General features: G+C 70.1%; 15 protein-coding genes. 5 read left to right on the forward strand and 10 right to left on the reverse strand.

Going from position 1 to position 15,450, the window contains the following annotated elements; translation table 11 throughout:
- Window positions 1-68: 68 nt before the first annotated feature.
- The 3 genes from IE302_RS11685 to IE302_RS11695 all read right to left on the reverse strand — a co-directional run bounded on the left by IE302_RS11685 (window position 69) and on the right by IE302_RS11695 (window position 3,412).
- Complete coding sequence (locus tag IE302_RS11685; RefSeq protein WP_191254483.1) at window positions 69-1,082, reverse strand: SdiA-regulated/phytase-like domain-containing protein; 1,014 nt, start codon at window positions 1,080-1,082, stop codon at window positions 69-71.
- Between the two features lie 355 nt (window positions 1,083-1,437).
- The gene (gene hflX / locus IE302_RS11690) at window positions 1,438-2,871 is read right to left on the reverse strand and encodes a GTPase HflX (RefSeq protein WP_191254484.1); all 1,434 of its coding nucleotides are present in this window, start codon (window positions 2,869-2,871) and stop codon (window positions 1,438-1,440) included.
- 43 nt (window positions 2,872-2,914) lie between these two features.
- A complete protein-coding gene (locus tag IE302_RS11695; RefSeq protein WP_191254485.1) occupies window positions 2,915-3,412 on the reverse strand; it encodes an ArsR/SmtB family transcription factor in 498 nt (165 codons plus the stop codon).
- A 61-nt stretch (window positions 3,413-3,473) separates the two neighbouring features.
- Between IE302_RS11695 and IE302_RS11700 the strand changes: the two genes are divergently transcribed.
- Window positions 3,474-4,718 (forward strand): MFS transporter, encoded by a 1,245-nt coding sequence (locus IE302_RS11700; protein ID WP_191254486.1) that lies wholly within the window; start codon window positions 3,474-3,476, stop codon window positions 4,716-4,718.
- On the opposite strand, the gene dapF is transcribed toward IE302_RS11700, so the two are convergent.
- The 3 genes from dapF to IE302_RS11715 are packed head-to-tail and all read right to left on the reverse strand — an operon-like array spanning window position 4,715 to window position 7,141.
- On the reverse strand, window positions 4,715-5,542 hold the full coding sequence (dapF, locus tag IE302_RS11705; RefSeq protein WP_191254487.1) for a diaminopimelate epimerase: 828 nt from the start codon (window positions 5,540-5,542) through the stop codon (window positions 4,715-4,717). The genes IE302_RS11700 and dapF overlap by 4 nt on opposite strands.
- 10 nt (window positions 5,543-5,552) lie before the next feature.
- Window positions 5,553-6,455, reverse strand: coding sequence for a tRNA (adenosine(37)-N6)-dimethylallyltransferase MiaA (gene miaA, locus IE302_RS11710; protein ID WP_191254488.1), 903 nt, complete (start codon window positions 6,453-6,455; stop codon window positions 5,553-5,555).
- A complete protein-coding gene (locus tag IE302_RS11715) occupies window positions 6,452-7,141 on the reverse strand; it encodes a class III extradiol dioxygenase subunit B-like domain-containing protein (protein WP_191254764.1) in 690 nt (229 codons plus the stop codon). The genes miaA and IE302_RS11715 overlap by 4 nt, the downstream gene beginning before the upstream one ends.
- A 235-nt stretch (window positions 7,142-7,376) precedes the next feature.
- Here IE302_RS11715 and IE302_RS11720 point away from each other — a divergent pair, with 235 nt between their 5' ends.
- Window positions 7,377-8,690 carry a DUF349 domain-containing protein gene (locus IE302_RS11720; protein ID WP_191254489.1) on the forward strand — a complete coding sequence of 438 codons (1,314 nt, stop codon included), beginning with the start codon at window positions 7,377-7,379 and terminating at the stop codon, window positions 8,688-8,690.
- A gap of 175 nt (window positions 8,691-8,865) precedes the next feature.
- Complete coding sequence (locus IE302_RS11725; RefSeq protein ID WP_191254490.1) at window positions 8,866-9,324, forward strand: hypothetical protein; 459 nt, start codon at window positions 8,866-8,868, stop codon at window positions 9,322-9,324.
- Here IE302_RS11725 and IE302_RS11730 read toward each other — a convergent pair.
- Together IE302_RS11730 and miaB are read right to left on the reverse strand one after the other, a co-directional pair.
- On the reverse strand, window positions 9,321-9,794 hold the full coding sequence (locus tag IE302_RS11730) for an Rv2732c family membrane protein (protein ID WP_005164695.1): 474 nt from the start codon (window positions 9,792-9,794) through the stop codon (window positions 9,321-9,323). The genes IE302_RS11725 and IE302_RS11730 overlap by 4 nt on opposite strands.
- On the reverse strand, window positions 9,791-11,305 hold the full coding sequence (miaB, locus tag IE302_RS11735; RefSeq protein WP_191254765.1) for a tRNA (N6-isopentenyl adenosine(37)-C2)-methylthiotransferase MiaB: 1,515 nt from the start codon (window positions 11,303-11,305) through the stop codon (window positions 9,791-9,793). Before miaB ends, IE302_RS11730 begins: the two co-directional genes overlap by 4 nt.
- Before the next feature lie 16 nt (window positions 11,306-11,321).
- On the opposite strand from miaB, the gene IE302_RS11740 reads away from it, so the two are divergent.
- A complete protein-coding gene (locus IE302_RS11740; protein ID WP_191254491.1) occupies window positions 11,322-12,233 on the forward strand; it encodes a TAXI family TRAP transporter solute-binding subunit in 912 nt (303 codons plus the stop codon).
- Here IE302_RS11740 and IE302_RS11745 read toward each other — a convergent pair.
- Both IE302_RS11745 and IE302_RS11750 read right to left on the reverse strand, forming a co-directional pair.
- Window positions 12,223-13,626 (reverse strand): sensor histidine kinase, encoded by a 1,404-nt coding sequence (locus IE302_RS11745; RefSeq protein WP_191254492.1) that lies wholly within the window; start codon window positions 13,624-13,626, stop codon window positions 12,223-12,225. The two genes, IE302_RS11740 and IE302_RS11745, sit on opposite strands and share 11 nt — an antisense overlap.
- A 4-nt stretch (window positions 13,627-13,630) precedes the next feature.
- Window positions 13,631-14,320, reverse strand: a complete 690-nt coding sequence (locus IE302_RS11750) for a response regulator transcription factor (protein ID WP_191254493.1) — start codon at window positions 14,318-14,320, stop codon at window positions 13,631-13,633.
- Window positions 14,321-14,714: 394 nt separating this feature from the next.
- On the opposite strand from IE302_RS11750, the gene IE302_RS11755 reads away from it, so the two are divergent.
- Window positions 14,715-15,443, forward strand: coding sequence for an amino acid ABC transporter ATP-binding protein (locus IE302_RS11755; RefSeq protein WP_007029281.1), 729 nt, complete (start codon window positions 14,715-14,717; stop codon window positions 15,441-15,443).
- The last annotated feature ends 7 nt before the right edge of the window (window positions 15,444-15,450 follow it).

A 15,450-nucleotide genomic window follows, 5' to 3' on the forward strand; every position in this document is an offset into this window, starting at 1 on the left:
GCTAACGAACCGGAGCGCGCCGGGATCCCGGGTCGTTCGTGGCCCGGGTCAGACTCGGCAAGCTTCGGTCAGGCGCGGCGTTTGCGGAGTTTGCCGACCAGCAGCAGGCCGCCGATCACGACGATCGCGGCGATACCGACCTGGACGTACGGGAAATCGGACCCCTGGCCCGTGCCACCGGCCGCGGACGTCCCGCCCGACGTGCTGCCCTCGGATTTCGCCGCTTCAACGGCGAGTGCCGCCGCGCCCTTCACCGCGCGGATCTGCTCCCCGACGCCCTCCCCGCCGGAAAGCAAGGTCCCGTCGGGATCGAAGGCGATCGCCTCGCCCTGCTTCTCGTTCGGCAGGGGCACCCGCACGGGTTCGCGCTGCAGCGCGCTCTTCAGGTCCCCGTCGGTGACGGCGTAGAGGTAGGCGTCGGTGTAGGTCCGCAGCGCGACCACCGAGCCGTCGGCCATCGACGCCGCCCCGGTCACCGTCATCGACCCGATCGAGCCGACCGGGCCGCCCGGCGTCGAGGTTTCCTTGATCTGGAGGGAACCCACGCTCTCCAGCGGGGTCGGGCCGGGGCTGGCGAGCGGTCCGGTCGGACGATAGACCTTCGCGTCGCCGAAGACGTCCTTGGTGATCAGGTACGGCGTGCCCGAGCGATCCATGATGAGCGCTTCGACGTCGTGTTGCCCGTCGGGATAGGTGAGGCGGTGGATCTTCGCCTCACCCCGCGGGGTCAGTGAGATCAGCGCGACCGTGTCCCGCCGCTTGCGGTTGTCGCCGGTGTCGGAAAGCCAGAAGGTGCCGTCGGCGGTGCGGGCGAGATCTTCGGGGTCGTAAGGATCCGTCGAGGACGAGATGACCTTCTGGACCTTGCAGTCACGGCCGAGGACGAAGACCTGCGTCTTGGTGCCGCCGTCGTTGAGCGCGTACAGGTGCTCGCCGTCGGAGACGAGGCCGGAAAGTTCGCTGAGCCGGGAGTCGCTGTTCTTGCACATCGGCTGCGGTGCCGGGGCTTCCTGTGCCACGGCGGGAGCCGACCCGCCGATGAACGCCGCCAGCACGAACGCCGCCGCGATAAGCCCCCGCACATCCACCTCCGTACCTGTGGAACCCCTGAAGCCCCACACTACGGAGACGTCCGGGACGGCGCGCAGTTCGGTGCGAACGCCGAGATGAGGCGGAATGTCGCGAAGGCCACTTTCAACCGCGAACGACTCGTGAGCGGTGCCGGCGGAGGCGTGATTCGCGTGATGGAACACCGAACTCGCGTGTTTGAAGGCGGAACTCGCGTGACTGGAGGCCGCACTCAGGTGTTCGGCGTCTGATCACGCGAGTTCCGGCTCCAAGCACGCGAATCCCGTGCCTGATCACCTGAGTTCGGCAAGTACGTGAAGGCCCCCTTCACTGCGTCTAACGCAAGGAAGGGGGCCTTCACGTACTTGCTTACAGAGCCGAGCCGTCCGTCTGGAAGTCGCTCAGCGCCGCGGCCAGCTCGGGCCTGCCGCGGACGAGCAGCCGCGTACCGGTCTCGACGTGCTCCTCTTCCAGCACCTCGCCGTCGGCGTGGGCGCGCGAGACGAGTTCGCCCCGCGAGTACGGGATCAGCACCTCGACCACGACCTCCGGCCGCGGCAGCCGTTCCGCGATCACCTCGGCCAGCTCCGTGATCCCGGTGCCGGTCCGCGCCGACACCTGCACCGAACCGGCGAGCTGGTGCCGCAACCGGGCCAGCGACACCTCGTCGGCGGCGTCGGCCTTGTTGATCACCAGCAGCTCCGGCGGGAGCGGCTCGGAACGGCGCTTCGTGATCTCGGCGAGCACTTCGCGTACCGCGTTGACCTGCTCCTCCGGCGTCGGGTCGGAACCGTCGACGACGTGGACGAGCAGGTCGGCGCTCGCCGCCTCCTCCAGCGTCGACCGGAACGCGTCCACCAGCTGGTGCGGCAGGTGCCGCACGAAACCGACGGTGTCGGTCAGCGTGTAGGTGCGGCCGTCGGGGGTCTGCGCCCGCCGGGTCGTCGGATCCAGCGTGGCGAACAGCGCGTCCTCGACCAGCACCCCGGCGCCGGTCAGCGCGTTGAGCAGGCTCGACTTGCCGGCGTTGGTGTAGCCGACGATCGCGACGCTCGGCACCTCGTTGGCCACCCGGCGACCGCGTTTGGTCTCGCGGATGGTGTCCATCGCGGCGATCTCGCGACGCAGCTTCGACACGCGCTTGTTGATCCGCCGGCGGTCGGTTTCGAGCTTCGTCTCACCGGGACCACGCAGACCCACACCACCGTTGGCGCCGCCCGCCCGGCCACCGGCCTGCCGGGACAGCGCCGCACCCCACCCGCGGAGCCGCGGGATCAGGTACTGCAACTGGGCCAGCTCGACCTGCGCCTTGCCTTCCTTGGAGCGGGCGTGCTGCGCGAAGATGTCGAGGATCAGGGCGGTGCGGTCGATGACCTTCACCTTGACCTTCTCCTCCAGCTGGCGCAGCTGGCCCGGCGAGAGCTCACCGTCGCAGATGACCGTGTCGGCGCCGGTGGCCGTCACGATCCCCCGCAGTTCCTTGACCTTGCCCGAGCCGATGTAGGTGGCGGGATCCGGGCGGATCCGCCGCTGCACCAGGCCTTCCAGTACCTCGGAGCCCGCCGTTTCGGCGAGCCGGGCGAGTTCGGCGAGCGAGGCCTCGGACTGGAGGGCAGTGCCCTCGGTCCACACACCGACCAGAACGACGCGCTCCAGGCGCAGCTGCCGGTATTCGACCTCGGTGACATCCGCGAGTTCGGTGGACAGGCCCGCTACCCGGCGGAGCGAGGCGCGGTCCTCGAGCTCCAGTTCGCCGGTCGAAGGGTCCATGTCGTTCAGATCGTTGTGTGTCAGTTCCGTCATCGTGCCTCCATGGTCCCACGTTTCGGCGGCGGGACCGAATTCATTACCTGCTGGGATACTTCGACAGGTAGATGGCCGTGCGTTTCGCGTCCGGGTCGATCGGCCGGGCGATGAAGTCGTCGACCAGCTCCATCAACCGGGTTTCGAACTCGGCGACCTGCTCATCCGGTAGCTGGACCACCAGACGCGTCTGCTGAACCTCGTCGAATCCCACATCGGCGATTTCGGCCAGATAAGCCTCGAAGATCGCCTGATCGATCCCCCTGTCGCTGGAATCAAGATGCCAGGACAACCCGGTCGAGCGATACGGAATTTCTTTCGCACCGCGCGTGCCGCGTCGTGGCGGGAGCGCTTCGAGGAACCCCGTGTCGACGAGTTTGCGCACGTGGTGCAGCGTCGTCGCCGGGTCGCGATCGAGTCGTCCGGCGAGTTCCTTGTTGGTCAGCGCCTCGGAGAAGGTCAACCGGATGATGCGCAGCCTTATTCCGGAGGCCATCGCGGCGATCTCGGCCTCGGTGGCGGCACGTCGTGGAGTGGGCACCGCGACAGCCTAGAGCCGAAAGTGATTGACAGTTTCCAATCACTCACGCCAAGGTGGCGTCGTGCGCAGAGACTCCCTCTTCTTCCACGCGGACTTCCGGCGGCTCTGGGCGGGCGACACGGCCAGTCAGGTGGGCGCTTTCGCGGGCCACACCGTGATTCCCCTGCTCGCGGCCACGGTGCTGGCCGCGACGCCGTTCGAGATGGGACTGCTGACCGCGGCCGAGGCCATCGCGTTCCTGATCATCGGGCTGCCCGCCGGGGTCTGGGTGGACCGGATGCGGCGACGCGTGCTGATGCTGCGGGCCGACTTCGTCCGCGCCGCGCTGCTGCTCACCATTCCGCTGGCGTGGTGGGCGGGGGTCCTGTCGCTGACGCAGCTGATCGTGGTCGCCACGCTCGTCGGGGTCGCGACGGTGTTCTTCGACGTCGCCTACCAGTCGTATCTGCCGTCCCTGGTCGGCCGGGAGCATCTGCTCGAAGGCAACGCGAAACTCCAGGCCAGCCAGTCGGTGGCGTTCCTGAGCGGACCCGGCATCGGCGGCGCGCTGGTGCAGCTGGCGGGCGCGGCCAACGCCGTGCTGATGACCGGGGTCGGCTTCCTGACCTCCGCGTTGTGCCTGCTGCGGATCCGCACCGTCGAAGAGGTGCCCGAACGCCACGATGAAGCCCGCTTGCTCCCGCAGATCGCCGAGGGACTGCGGTTCGTGTTCACCGACGCCGCCCTGCGCTCGATCGTCGCCTGCACCGCGACCGCCAACCTGTTCAACGGCGCCTTCACCGCGGTGGAGATCCTGTTCCTGAACCGTGAACTGGGTCTTTCACCGGCGGTCATCGGCGTCGTCCTGGCGACCGGTGGCGTGGGCGGAATCGTCGGGGCGTTCTTCGCCAGGACCATCACCCGCCGGATCGGGCAGGCGCGGTCGATCTGGCTCGTCCCGCTGCTGACCTGGCCGTTCCAGCTGCTGCTCCCGCTCGCCGCGCCGGGCTGGCGGATCGTGCTCTTCCCGGCCGCGCTGACGATCGCGGGATTCGGGATCATCGTCTACAACGTCGCGCAGGTCTCGTACCGGCAGGCCGTGTGCCCGGACCGGCTGCTCGGCCGGATGAACGCCAGCGTGCGCTTCGTGGTCTGGGGAATGCTGCCGCTGGGCGGGCTGATCGGTGGCGTGCTGGGTGAGGCGATCGGGATCCGCGGGACGCTGTGGTTCGTCGCGATCGGCGAGACGGCCGCGCTGCTGTGGGTGGTCTTCTCGCCGATCCGGAAGCTTCGCGACCTGCCTCGCGAACCGATCGCCGTCGGCTAGGCGCCGAGCCCGGCCCACCAGGTTTCGTCGAGTTCGCCGCGGGCGACGATCTCCGCCGGGCCGGTCAGCGTCGACGCGCCGCGGCTCACCCCGACCACCACACGGCCGCCGGGGATGTCGACGGTCGCTTCGCCGGTGTCGGTGCCCGCGAGGTGCAGGGCGGCGGCGACCGCGGCGACCGTGCCGGTGCCGCAGGACCGCGTCTCGCCGACGCCGCGTTCGTGGACGCGCATCTTCAGCGCGTTCTCCCCCAGCAGGTTGATGAACTCGAGGTTCACGCCCTCCGGGAACACGTCGGCGTCGAAATCGGGCTGGTCACGCAGGTCGAGCTCGTCGACGTCGTCCTCGACGACCGACACCAGGTGCGGATTGCCGACGTTCACCGCGACACCGGAGAACGGCTTCCCGGCGACGACGGTGACCGAGGTGCCGGTGATCGTCGCCGGCCCCATCCGCACGGTCACCGACCCGTCCGCGTGCATCTGGACCGGCCGGTCGCCCGCGCGGGTGCCGATGACGAAGTCGCGCTCGGCCACGAGACCGGAATCGACCAGGTAGCGGACGAAGACCCGGACGCCGTTGCCGCACATCTCCGCGATGGACCCGTCGGCGTTGCGGTAGTCCATGAACCACTCGCCTTCGGACTCCATGCCGATCGCGGCCGACCGCACGACACGCAGCACACCGTCGGCGCCGAGACCACGCTGGCGGTCGCAGAGCGCGGCCACCCGTGCCTCGGTCAGCTCGAGGCGGCCGTCAAGGTCGGGAAGCAGCACGAAATCGTTCTGTGTGCCGTGTCCCTTAAGGAATTCGATGCCGCCCATGGCATCCAGATTACTGGTCCACCACCGCGAGGACGCGCTCGGCCAGCCGGTCCGAACCGCCGTCGAACCACTCGATCCGTTTGTCCCGCCGGAACCAGGACCGTTGCCTGCGCACGAACCTGCGGGTGGCCTGCGCGGTCGCCTCGGCGGCGGCCCGGAAGTCGCCGTCGCCGTCGAGCGCGGCGATCACCTGCTGGTAGCCCAGCGCCCTCGACGCGGTGAGCCCGTCACGGAGTCCCTGCCCCAGCAACGTCTCGACTTCGCCGACCAGCCCGGCCTCGAACATGATCTCCACCCGGCGGTCGACGCGGGCGTCGAGTTCGGCCGGTTCGCGGTCGATGCCGATCAGGACCGTGTCGTAGCGGGCGGGCCCCGGTTTCGGCAGGTTCGCCGAGAACGGTTCGCCGGTGATCTCGATGACCTCCAGCGCGCGCACGATCCGGCGCGTGTTGGTCGGCAGGATGGCCGTGGCGGCGATCGGGTCCAGTTCGGTGAGCCTCGCGTGCATCGCGGCGACGCCGATCTCGTCGGCTTCGGCGGTCAGCCGGGCGCGCACGGCGGGATCGGTGCCCGGGAACTTGAGGTCGTCGAGCACGGCCTGGACGTAGAGCCCCGACCCGCCGGTGAGGATCGGCACGCGACCGGCGCCGAGGAGCTGTTCGACGCGCTCGCGGGCGTCGCGCTGGTACGCGGCGACGGACGCCGTCTCGGTGACGTCGAGGACGTCCAGCAGGTGATGCGGCACCCCCCGCCGCTCTTCGAGGGTCGCCTTGGCCGTCCCGATGTCCATCCCGCGGTACAGCTGCAGCGCGTCGGCGTTGACCACCTCACCCCCGAGGGTGAGGGCGAGTTCGACGGCCAGCGCGGTCTTCCCGGTCGCCGTGGGCCCGACGACCGCGACCGGCCGGATCACGCCCGCTCCCAGACGGCGACGTGGTAGCCGACGCCGAACGGCGCGGCCGAGTAGAGGACCTCGGCGGTCCAGGCCCCGTCCGCCGCGAGCCCGGCGAGGACCTGCCAAGGCGCGCGGCCGCCTGCCCCGAGTTCGGCGGCGAGGGACGGGTCGAGGGTGGCCAAGGCGCCGGTGTCGGCCTTGGCCAGCGCGTCACGGATCCCGGTGTCGAAGCCCTCCGCGCGTTCGTCCTCACCACCGGGCGAACGCGGGCCGTGCCGGCTCGACCCGTCACCGAGGACGAGCACCGCGGCGTGCTCCCCCAGCTCACGGGCGAACTGTTCGCACTGGTCGGCGGGGGCGGCGGGGTCGACGAGGTGGACCCGGACGGAGGACGCGCCCCCCTGCTCGCGCAGCCAGCCGGCCATGAGCGCGGGCAGCGGCAGCTCGGTTTCGGGCGCGGTCACCCGGCTGAGTGAGACGCCGAGGTCGACGCCGAATCCGCGGAACGAGCCGTTCGCGTGTTCCGGCACCTCAGGGGCGCCCGGGGCCGCGCCGACGACGATCCAGTCCGGGGAGGCGCTGGTCAGGCGCCGCACGGCCGCGAGGCAGGCTTCGCGCAGCTCGGCGCACTCGTCCGCCGCTCCGGCGGCCAGTTCGGGGATGAGCAGCGGGGGTTGCGGGAGCACGGCGACACGGTGGATCACGGCCGCCGACGTTACCTTCCCCGCCATCTACGTCCTGCAACCGACCGACACGGAGCGTCCACCGGAAGTAGGATCACTGCCCTCTGGTGATTCATCTGGTTCCACGGTGGACGCTGAGCTGCTTGAATGCCGCAAGGGGTTGATGCCCCCGAAGCAAGACGGCAACGCATTACCCGGCCCCGCCGCTAGGCGGGGCGCCCGCGCCAGCGGGCGTACAGGCGATAAGGAGCCTGCGATGGCCCAGGAGAACACGTCCACCGGTACCCCGGCACCGCACCCCGTGCCGCACGCGCTCGGTGGCGGGCACGCCGCACCCCCCGTGCCGCCCGCCGAGCCGAGCCCGTCCGCTTGGGGCAGGGTCGACGAAGAAGGAACGGTCTACGTCACCACGGCCGACGGCGAACGCGCGGTCGGTGTCTGGCAGGCCGGGAGCCCGGACGAGGGTCTGCTCCACTACGCGCGTCGCTTCGACGACCTGCGCACCGAGGTCGAGCTGCTGGAGACGCGGCTGGAGTCCGGTGCGGGCGACCCGAAGCACGCGCTGGCGACGGCCACGCAACTGCGCGACGGCCTCGCCGAAGCCGCCGTCGTCGGCGACATCGCCGCGCTGAGCGGCCGCATCGAGCAGGTCATCGCCCACGCCGAGAAGGCGCTGGCCTCGGCCAAGCAGGAGCGTGAGGAGGCCCGCGCGGCCGCCGTCGTCCGCAAGCAGGCCCTCGCCGACGAAGCCGAGAAGCTCGCCGCCGAGTCGACCCAGTGGAAGGCCGCCGGCGACCGGCTGCGCGCCATCCTGGACGAGTGGAAGACCGTCAAGGGTGTCGACCGCAAGACCGACGACGAGCTGTGGAAGCGGTTCTCCAAGGCTCGTGAGGCGTTCAACCGGCGCCGCGGCTCGCACTTCGCCGAGCTCGACAAGCAGCGCGCGGGTGCCAAGCACCGCAAGGAAGAGCTGATCGCCGAGGCCGAGTCGCTCTCGGAGTCGTCGGACTGGGGCGAGACCGCGGGCCGCTACAAGGACCTGATGACCGAGTGGAAGGCCGCCGGTCGCGCGCCCAAGGACAGCGACGAGGCGCTCTGGCAGCGTTTCCGCGCCGCGCAGGACAAGTTCTTCGCACGCCGGTCTTCGGTGTTCTCCGAGCGGGACGCCGAGTTCGCGGCCAACGCGCAGCAGAAGGAAGAGCTGCTGGTCGAGGCCGAGAAGATCGATCCGGCCGCGAACCTCGACGGGGCGAAGCAGCACCTGCGCCGCATCCAGGAGCAGTGGGACGAGATCGGCAAGGTCCCGCGCGAGCGCATCCGCGAGCTGGACGGGCGGCTGAAGGCCGTGCAGGACGCGGTCAAGTCGGCCGAGGACAGCAAGTGGCGGCGGACCGACCCGGAGGCGCAGGCGAGGGCCGCGCAGTTCCGCGAGCGGGTCGAGCAGTTCGAGTCGCAGGCGGCGAAGGCCCGTGCGGCCGGTGACGAGCGGCGCGCGAAGAAGGCGGACGAGCAGGCCGCGCAGTGGCGTGAGTGGCTCGAAGCGGCGGAAGCGGCCATCGCGGACCGGTAGGTTTTCGCGGCTCTGTAGTGCTATGAAAGGTCCTTTCCTTGCGAAATTTGCAAGGAAAGGACCTTTCATAGCGTTCGGCGGGCGAGACTCGCGTGTCACTCCATTGTGGAGCGACGGCTAGCACCTTCGTGCGTATTCGGGCGCTCTCCGCGCCCCGCCGTGCTCAACTTCGACCATGAACCAGACACTGATTCCCCCAGTACGCCGGGCGTTCGCCGCCCTGGCGATCGTTTGTGCTCTGGTGGCCGGGCTCGCCCCGGCCGCGGCGGCGACCGGTACCCCGGCACCTGTCCCGGCCTCCCCCGAAGCCGGGAAGAAGAAGGTCAAGCTCGACGCCTCGCTCAGCAAGAAGGAGGCCAAGGTCAACGAGAAGGTGACCCTCAAGGGGAGCCTGCGAGCCGATGAAGGGGCCCGGTCCGACGGGACGGACAGCCTCGAGGCGATCATCGTGCAGCAGCTGCAGGGCAGTGTCTGGGTGAACATCGCCGACACGACTTGCCGGCCGAACTCGACGTTCTCCCTGAAGCTGAGCTTCTCCCTCAGCGCGGTGGTCACGTTGCGGGCGTACCACCCCGAAACGACGCTTTACGCGAGCGCGTACACGTCCAGCAACCTCACGCTGCGCGTCAGCTAGCTGCGGGAGAACGCGGCCCGCATCCAGTAGATGGCCAGCGCGACGGTGGCGAACCAGGCGAGGAGCATCCCGAAGCCCGGTCCGCCACCGGCCGCGCCGGTCGCGTGCGAGGACTGCTGGGACCAGATCGCGAGCATGCCGTCGACGGAGGCGAACCAGCCGCCCGCGGCGCAGACCCAGGCCAGCCACCAGCGCCGGGTCACCAGCGCGACGGCGCCGGCGAACACCCCGATCCCGGTGGAGGTCGCGGCGAACAGCTGCGGGATCCCGCCGCCCCTGCCGAGCAGCACCTCCCAGCCGGCGTGTTCGCCGACCCACGGCAGCAGCTGCGCGATCAGCAGCACGAACACCAGCACGGCGATGGAGAACCCGCGCCTGCCCAGCTCGATCGTCTTGGCCGCGCGCTGGCCGACCTCGTCGATCTCGGCGGCGAGTTCGTCGATTTCGGGATGGTTCTTCGGTTCGGTCACAGTGCACACCCGCTCACCGGTTCCGGCGTGACGGCCGGGGCGCCGAAGCCCGGCAGGCCCAGCGTCACGCCGTTGGTCTTCGGCCGGAGCCCGGCCTCGGAGTTGTCGCCCGCCTTGGTACGCCGGTGCGACAGCAGGTCACCGTCGGCGACGAGGTGGTGCGGAGCGCCGTAGGTCACCACGGTCTCGACGATGTCGCCCGGCCGCACCGCGCGGTCCACCAGGGACCCCGTCGGCGTGAAGTGGACGAGCCTGCCGTCGCGGGCGCGGCCGCTCATGCGCTGGGTCTCGGTGTCCTTGCGGCCTTCGCCGGAGGCGACCAGCAGCTCGACGCGCCGTCCGACGATCTTCTTGTTCTCGTCCCAGGAGATGTCGTTCTGCAGCTGGACGAGCCGTTCGTAGCGCTCCTGCACGACCTCCTTCGGCAGCTGCCCGTCCATCTCGGCGGCGGGCGTGCCGGGCCGGATCGAGTACTGGAAGGTGAACGCGCTGGAGAAGCGTGCCTGCGCGACGACGTCGAGCGTCGCCTGGAAGTCTTCCTCGGTCTCGCCGGGGAAGCCGACGATGATGTCGGTGGTGATCGCGGCGTCGGGCATCGACTCGCGCACGCGGTCGAGGATCTTGAGGTAGCGCGCCGAACGGTAGGACCGTTTCATCTCGCGCAGCACCCGGTCCGAACCGGACTGCAGCGGCATGTGCAGCTGGTGGCACACGTTCGGGGTCTCGGCCATCGCGTCGATGACGTCCTCGGTGAACGCCGCCGGATGCGGCGAGGTGAAACGGACGCGTTCCAGGCCCTCGACCGAACCGCAGGCCCGCAGCAGCTTCCCGAACGCGAGCCGGTCGCCGAATTCGACGCCGTAGGAGTTCACGTTCTGGCCGAGCAGGGTCACTTCGAGCACGCCTTCGGCGACGAGCGCCTCGACCTCGGCCAGGATCTCGCCGGGGCGGCGGTCGCGCTCCTTGCCTCGTAGCGCCGGGACGATGCAGAAGGTGCAGGTGTTGTTGCAGCCGACCGAAATCGACACCCAGCCCGCGTACGCCGAGTCGCGCTTCGCCGGCAGCGTCGAGGGGAAGGTCTCAAGCGATTCGAGGATCTCCACCTCGGCCTCGGCGTTGTGCCGCGCGCGTTCCAGCAGCGTCGGCAGCGCGCCGATGTTGTGCGTGCCGAACACGACGTCGACCCAGGGCGCGCGTTTGACGATCTCGCCGCGGTCCTTCTGCGCGAGGCAGCCGCCGACGGCGATCTGCATGTCCGGCTTCGCGGTCTTCTGCGGGCGCAGATGGCCGAGGGTGCCGTACAGCTTGTTGTCCGCGTTCTCCCGCACCGCGCAGGTGTTGAACACGATCAGGTCGGGTGTGGCCTCGCCGTCACCCGGGACGTAGCCTGCGTCCTCGAGCTGCCCGGCAAGACGTTCGGAATCATGCACGTTCATCTGGCAGCCGAAGGTGCGGATCTGGTAAGTGCGCGCGCTCATCTCGCCTTCGAGGGTACGCGGGCGGGGTTCCATGGCACGATCGACCCTCATGAGGAGACCAGGGGTACTGGCGGTGGTGATCGCCGTCGTCTGCGCCCTGGTCACGGGGTGCGGACCGGATCTGTCCGGGACGAAGGTGCGGATCGCGGCCGGGCTCAACGGCGGCGTCTACGACAAACTGGCCGAGGCGCTGGCCGACGCGTGGGCCGCCCAGCTGGACACCGAGCGGCCGGAGATCCAGGAGACACACGGCTCCCCGGACAACATCGACCGGGTGCGCGCGGGGAAGGCCGACGTCGCGTTCGTGGCCGCCGACGTCGCCGCCGCGAAGAGCGCCGGGCTGGCCGCGCTGGCCCGGGTCCACGACGACTACCTGCACGTCATCGTGCGGGCCGACTCGCCGGTCAAGTCGTTCGCCCAGCTCCGCGGGCGCAAGGTCGCGATCGGCTCACCGGACTCCGGCGTCGAATTCCTGTCGAAACAGTTGCTGACGGCGTCCGGGCTCACCGGCGCGATCGACCGGCGGAACCTGGGGATCGACGAAGCGCTGCCCGCGCTGAGGGACCGGCAGATCGACGCCGTCATCTGGTCCGGTGGGGTGCCGACGCCGTCGATCACGGAAGCCGTCCAGACGTTCGGCGTACGGCTGCTCGACATCACCGACCTCGCGGACGCCCTGCGGGCCTCCAGCCCGGTGTATCGCACGGCGACCATCCCGGTGACGGCCTACAACCTGGCGGAGCCGGTGACCACGCTCGTCCTGCCGAACTTCCTGGTGGTGCCGACGTCGATGCGCGACGACGTCGCCGAGGCGCTGGTCCGGGGGTTGTTCGACGCGCGGGATCAGCTGGTCAAGGCGGCCGGAGCGGCGCTGTCGATCGACGTCCATCCCGCCATCGAGACCTCTCCCCTGCCGCTGCATCCCGGCGCGCTGCGGTACTTCCGGTCGCTCAAGGACTAGGCGCGGCCACCGGCAGGGTCACGGTCACTTCGAGGCCGCCGCCCTCGGGTGAGCCCAGCCGCAGGGAGCCGTCCGAGCGGACCATGATCTCGGTGACGATCGCCAGGCCGAGACCGGATCCCGGCACGTTCTGGTGCGCGGTGCTGCGCCAGAACCGGTCCGCCGCGCGGTCGAGTTCGTCGTCGCGGAGGCCGGGCCCGTGGTCGCGGACGGCGATCTCCACCTTCCCTTCCACGACGACGACGGTGACCCGGACCTCCGTGCCCGGCTCGGTGAACTTGAGCGCGTTGTCCAGCAGCGCGTCGAGGACCACTTCGAGGCCGCGCGCGGGCGTGAGCACCCGCAGTCCGCCGCCCAGCCCGGACGCGACCAGCGAGATGTCGCGCGCCGCGCCGACCACGGTCCAGTCGGCGACCCTGGCGCCCACCACGTCGTCGATCCCGACCGGGACCAGTTCGCCGCCCGAGGCCTCGGCGCGGGCCAGGGAGAGGAGTTCGTCGAGGATCTGGTTGAGCCGCCGGGCGTCCACGACGGCGGCTTCGAGATCGGCCGCGGCCAGGTCGTCGTCGACATGCCCGTCGAGGTTGCCGAGCCGGATCTTCAACGCCGTCAGCGGGTTCCGCAGCTGGTGGGAGGCGTCGGCGACGAACGCGCGCTGCGCCGACAGGGCCTCGTCGACGCTGGCCGCCATCCGGTCGAAGGACCGTTCGAGCTGACGCAGTTCCGGGGGCCCGCCGGACTCCTCCACCCGTTTCACCTCGCGTCCGCTGACCACGGCGGCGACCAGCGCGCCGGTGGCGTCGTCGAGCCGCCGGACCGGGCGCAGGATCCAGCGCACCACCGGCACCGCGACCAGCAGCGCGAACCCGAAGGCCAGCACCGCGCCCGCCGCGATGAGCAGCCACCACCACAGCAGTTCGGTACGGGCCTTGCCGGTCGACGACACGGTGATCACCGCACCCCGCACCTCACCGTCGATCAGGATCGGCTCGGCCAGCACCAGCGGCTCGCTGGTCCACGGCATCAGCAGCGGTCCAGGCTCGGAACGCCGTCCCGCCAGCGCTTCCTGCAGATGCGAGGCGATGACGGGGTCTTTCAGATCGATCCCCACCTCACCAGGCCCCCGGGCCACGGCCTCGCCGTCCTGGTCGGCGATCGCCACCGGCACCCCGTAGACCTCGGTGTAGCGGCGGAGCTCGTCCACGATCAGATCCGGCCGGTTCTCCACCAGCGTGCGCTGGGCCAGCGACGCGAACCGCGAGGTGTCGGTGAGGCGATCGAGGAAGAGGTCGAGCTGCACACTGGCCGCCACGCTGAGCGCGAGCGGGATGCCCAAACCGAACACGAGCGCCGCGACCAGCGTCAGCACGATCGCCTGGAGCCGGACGCGCACCGGCTCAGCCCTCTTCGGCCGGGCCGTAGGCGCCGCCGAGGCGGTAGCCGACGCCGCGGACGGTCTCGATCAACGCGGGCCTGCCCAGTTTGGTCCGCAGGGTGGCGACGTGGACGTCGAGCGAGCGGCTCTCCGCCGGTCCCCGATGCCCCCAGACCTCGTTCAGCACGTGGTCACGGGCGCAGACCGCGCCGCGGGCGGTGACCACCAGCGCGAGCACCTGGAACTCCTTGCGGGACAACGAAACCGGCCGGCCGTCGACCTGCACCTCGTGGCGCCCGATATCCACCGAGACATCACCCGCCCGGATGACGCCCGGCGGTTCGGGCGCGGCCGGGCGCTCGCCCCGGCGACGGCGCACGGCCTCGACCCGGGCGACGAGCTCGTCGACGTCGTAGGGCTTCACCAGGTAGTCGTCGGCGCCGGACCGCAGGCCCTGGATCCGGTCGTCGACCTCGCCCCGCGCCGAAACGACGATCACCGCGACGTCGCTGACCGCGCGGATCCGGCGGCACAGCACGATCCCGTCGATATCGGGCAGCCCCAGGTCGAGCAGGATCACGTCGACCTCGTGCACCAGATCGAGCACCCCGGCACCGGAGGCCAGGCGTTTGATCGTCAGGCCGCGCCGGGCCAGCGCGGGCGTCAAGGCACCCGCGACCCGGTCGTCGTCCTCCACCAGCAGTACCCGCACCCGTGTCTTCCCTTTCGCGCCGTCCCCGCACCGCGACGACTTGAAGAACGACTCTATGGGGTGAGTCACCCCTCGCGCTGCCCGTACCACCGGCCGCCCGGCCTCGTGAGGGATCCGTCGCAGGCGGTAATGGTCACGATGCGTCACAGATCTTGTGTGACCCCGGTTACGGAAGACCCCCGCCTTGTCTAGGCTGATCAGCGCCGGACGGCGGCGGATCGGGCCGTCCGGTGGCTTGAGAACGATACGGACTTGAAACCCTAAGTATTGGTCAAGCCGCCTTTACAAGCGGTCCGACGGGAGTAGGTTTCCGCCATCGCGTGGTGCCTGACCCCGCAGTCCCCTGCAAACGAACGCTCCTGGAGGCCAGATGACCGCGGAGGTGGCGGCGCCGATGATCAAGGCGGCCGCCGTGAACAAGTACTTCGGCGACCTGCACGTGCTCAAGGAGATCAACCTCGAGGTGCCGCGTGGGCAGGTCGTGGTCGTGCTCGGGCCGTCCGGGTCTGGCAAGTCGACGCTGTGCCGGGCGATCAACCGGCTGGAACCCATCAACTCGGGCGAGATCGCGGTGGACGGCGTTCCGCTGCCCGCCGAGGGAAAGGCGCTGGCCGCGCTGCGCGCCGACGTCGGCATGGTGTTCCAGTCGTTCAACCTGTTCGCGCACAAGACGATCGTCGAGAACGTCATGCTCGCGCCGATGAAGGTCCGCAAGGTCAACTCGGCCGAAGCCCGCAAGACCGCGATGGACCTGCTGGAACGCGTCGGCATCGCCAACCAGGCCGACAAGTACCCGGCGCAGCTGTCCGGCGGGCAGCAGCAGCGGGTGGCGATCGCCCGCGCGCTGGCCATGCGCCCCAAGGTGATGCTGTTCGACGAGCCGACCTCGGCGCTGGACCCGGAAATGGTCCAGGAGGTCCTCGACGTGATGACCACGCTCGCGAAGGACGGGATGACGATGCTCGTCGTCACCCACGAGATGGGCTTCGCGCGGCGCGCGGCGAACCGGGTGGTGTTCATGTCCGACGGCGAGATCGTCGAGGACTCCACCCCGGACGACTTCTTCACCAAGCCGAAGACGGACCGTGCCAAGGACTTCCTCGGCAAGATCCTGACCCACTAAGCGTTTC

The sequence above is a fragment of the Amycolatopsis oliviviridis genome (assembly GCF_014654365.1).
Classification (GTDB): domain Bacteria; phylum Actinomycetota; class Actinomycetes; order Mycobacteriales; family Pseudonocardiaceae; genus Amycolatopsis; species Amycolatopsis oliviviridis.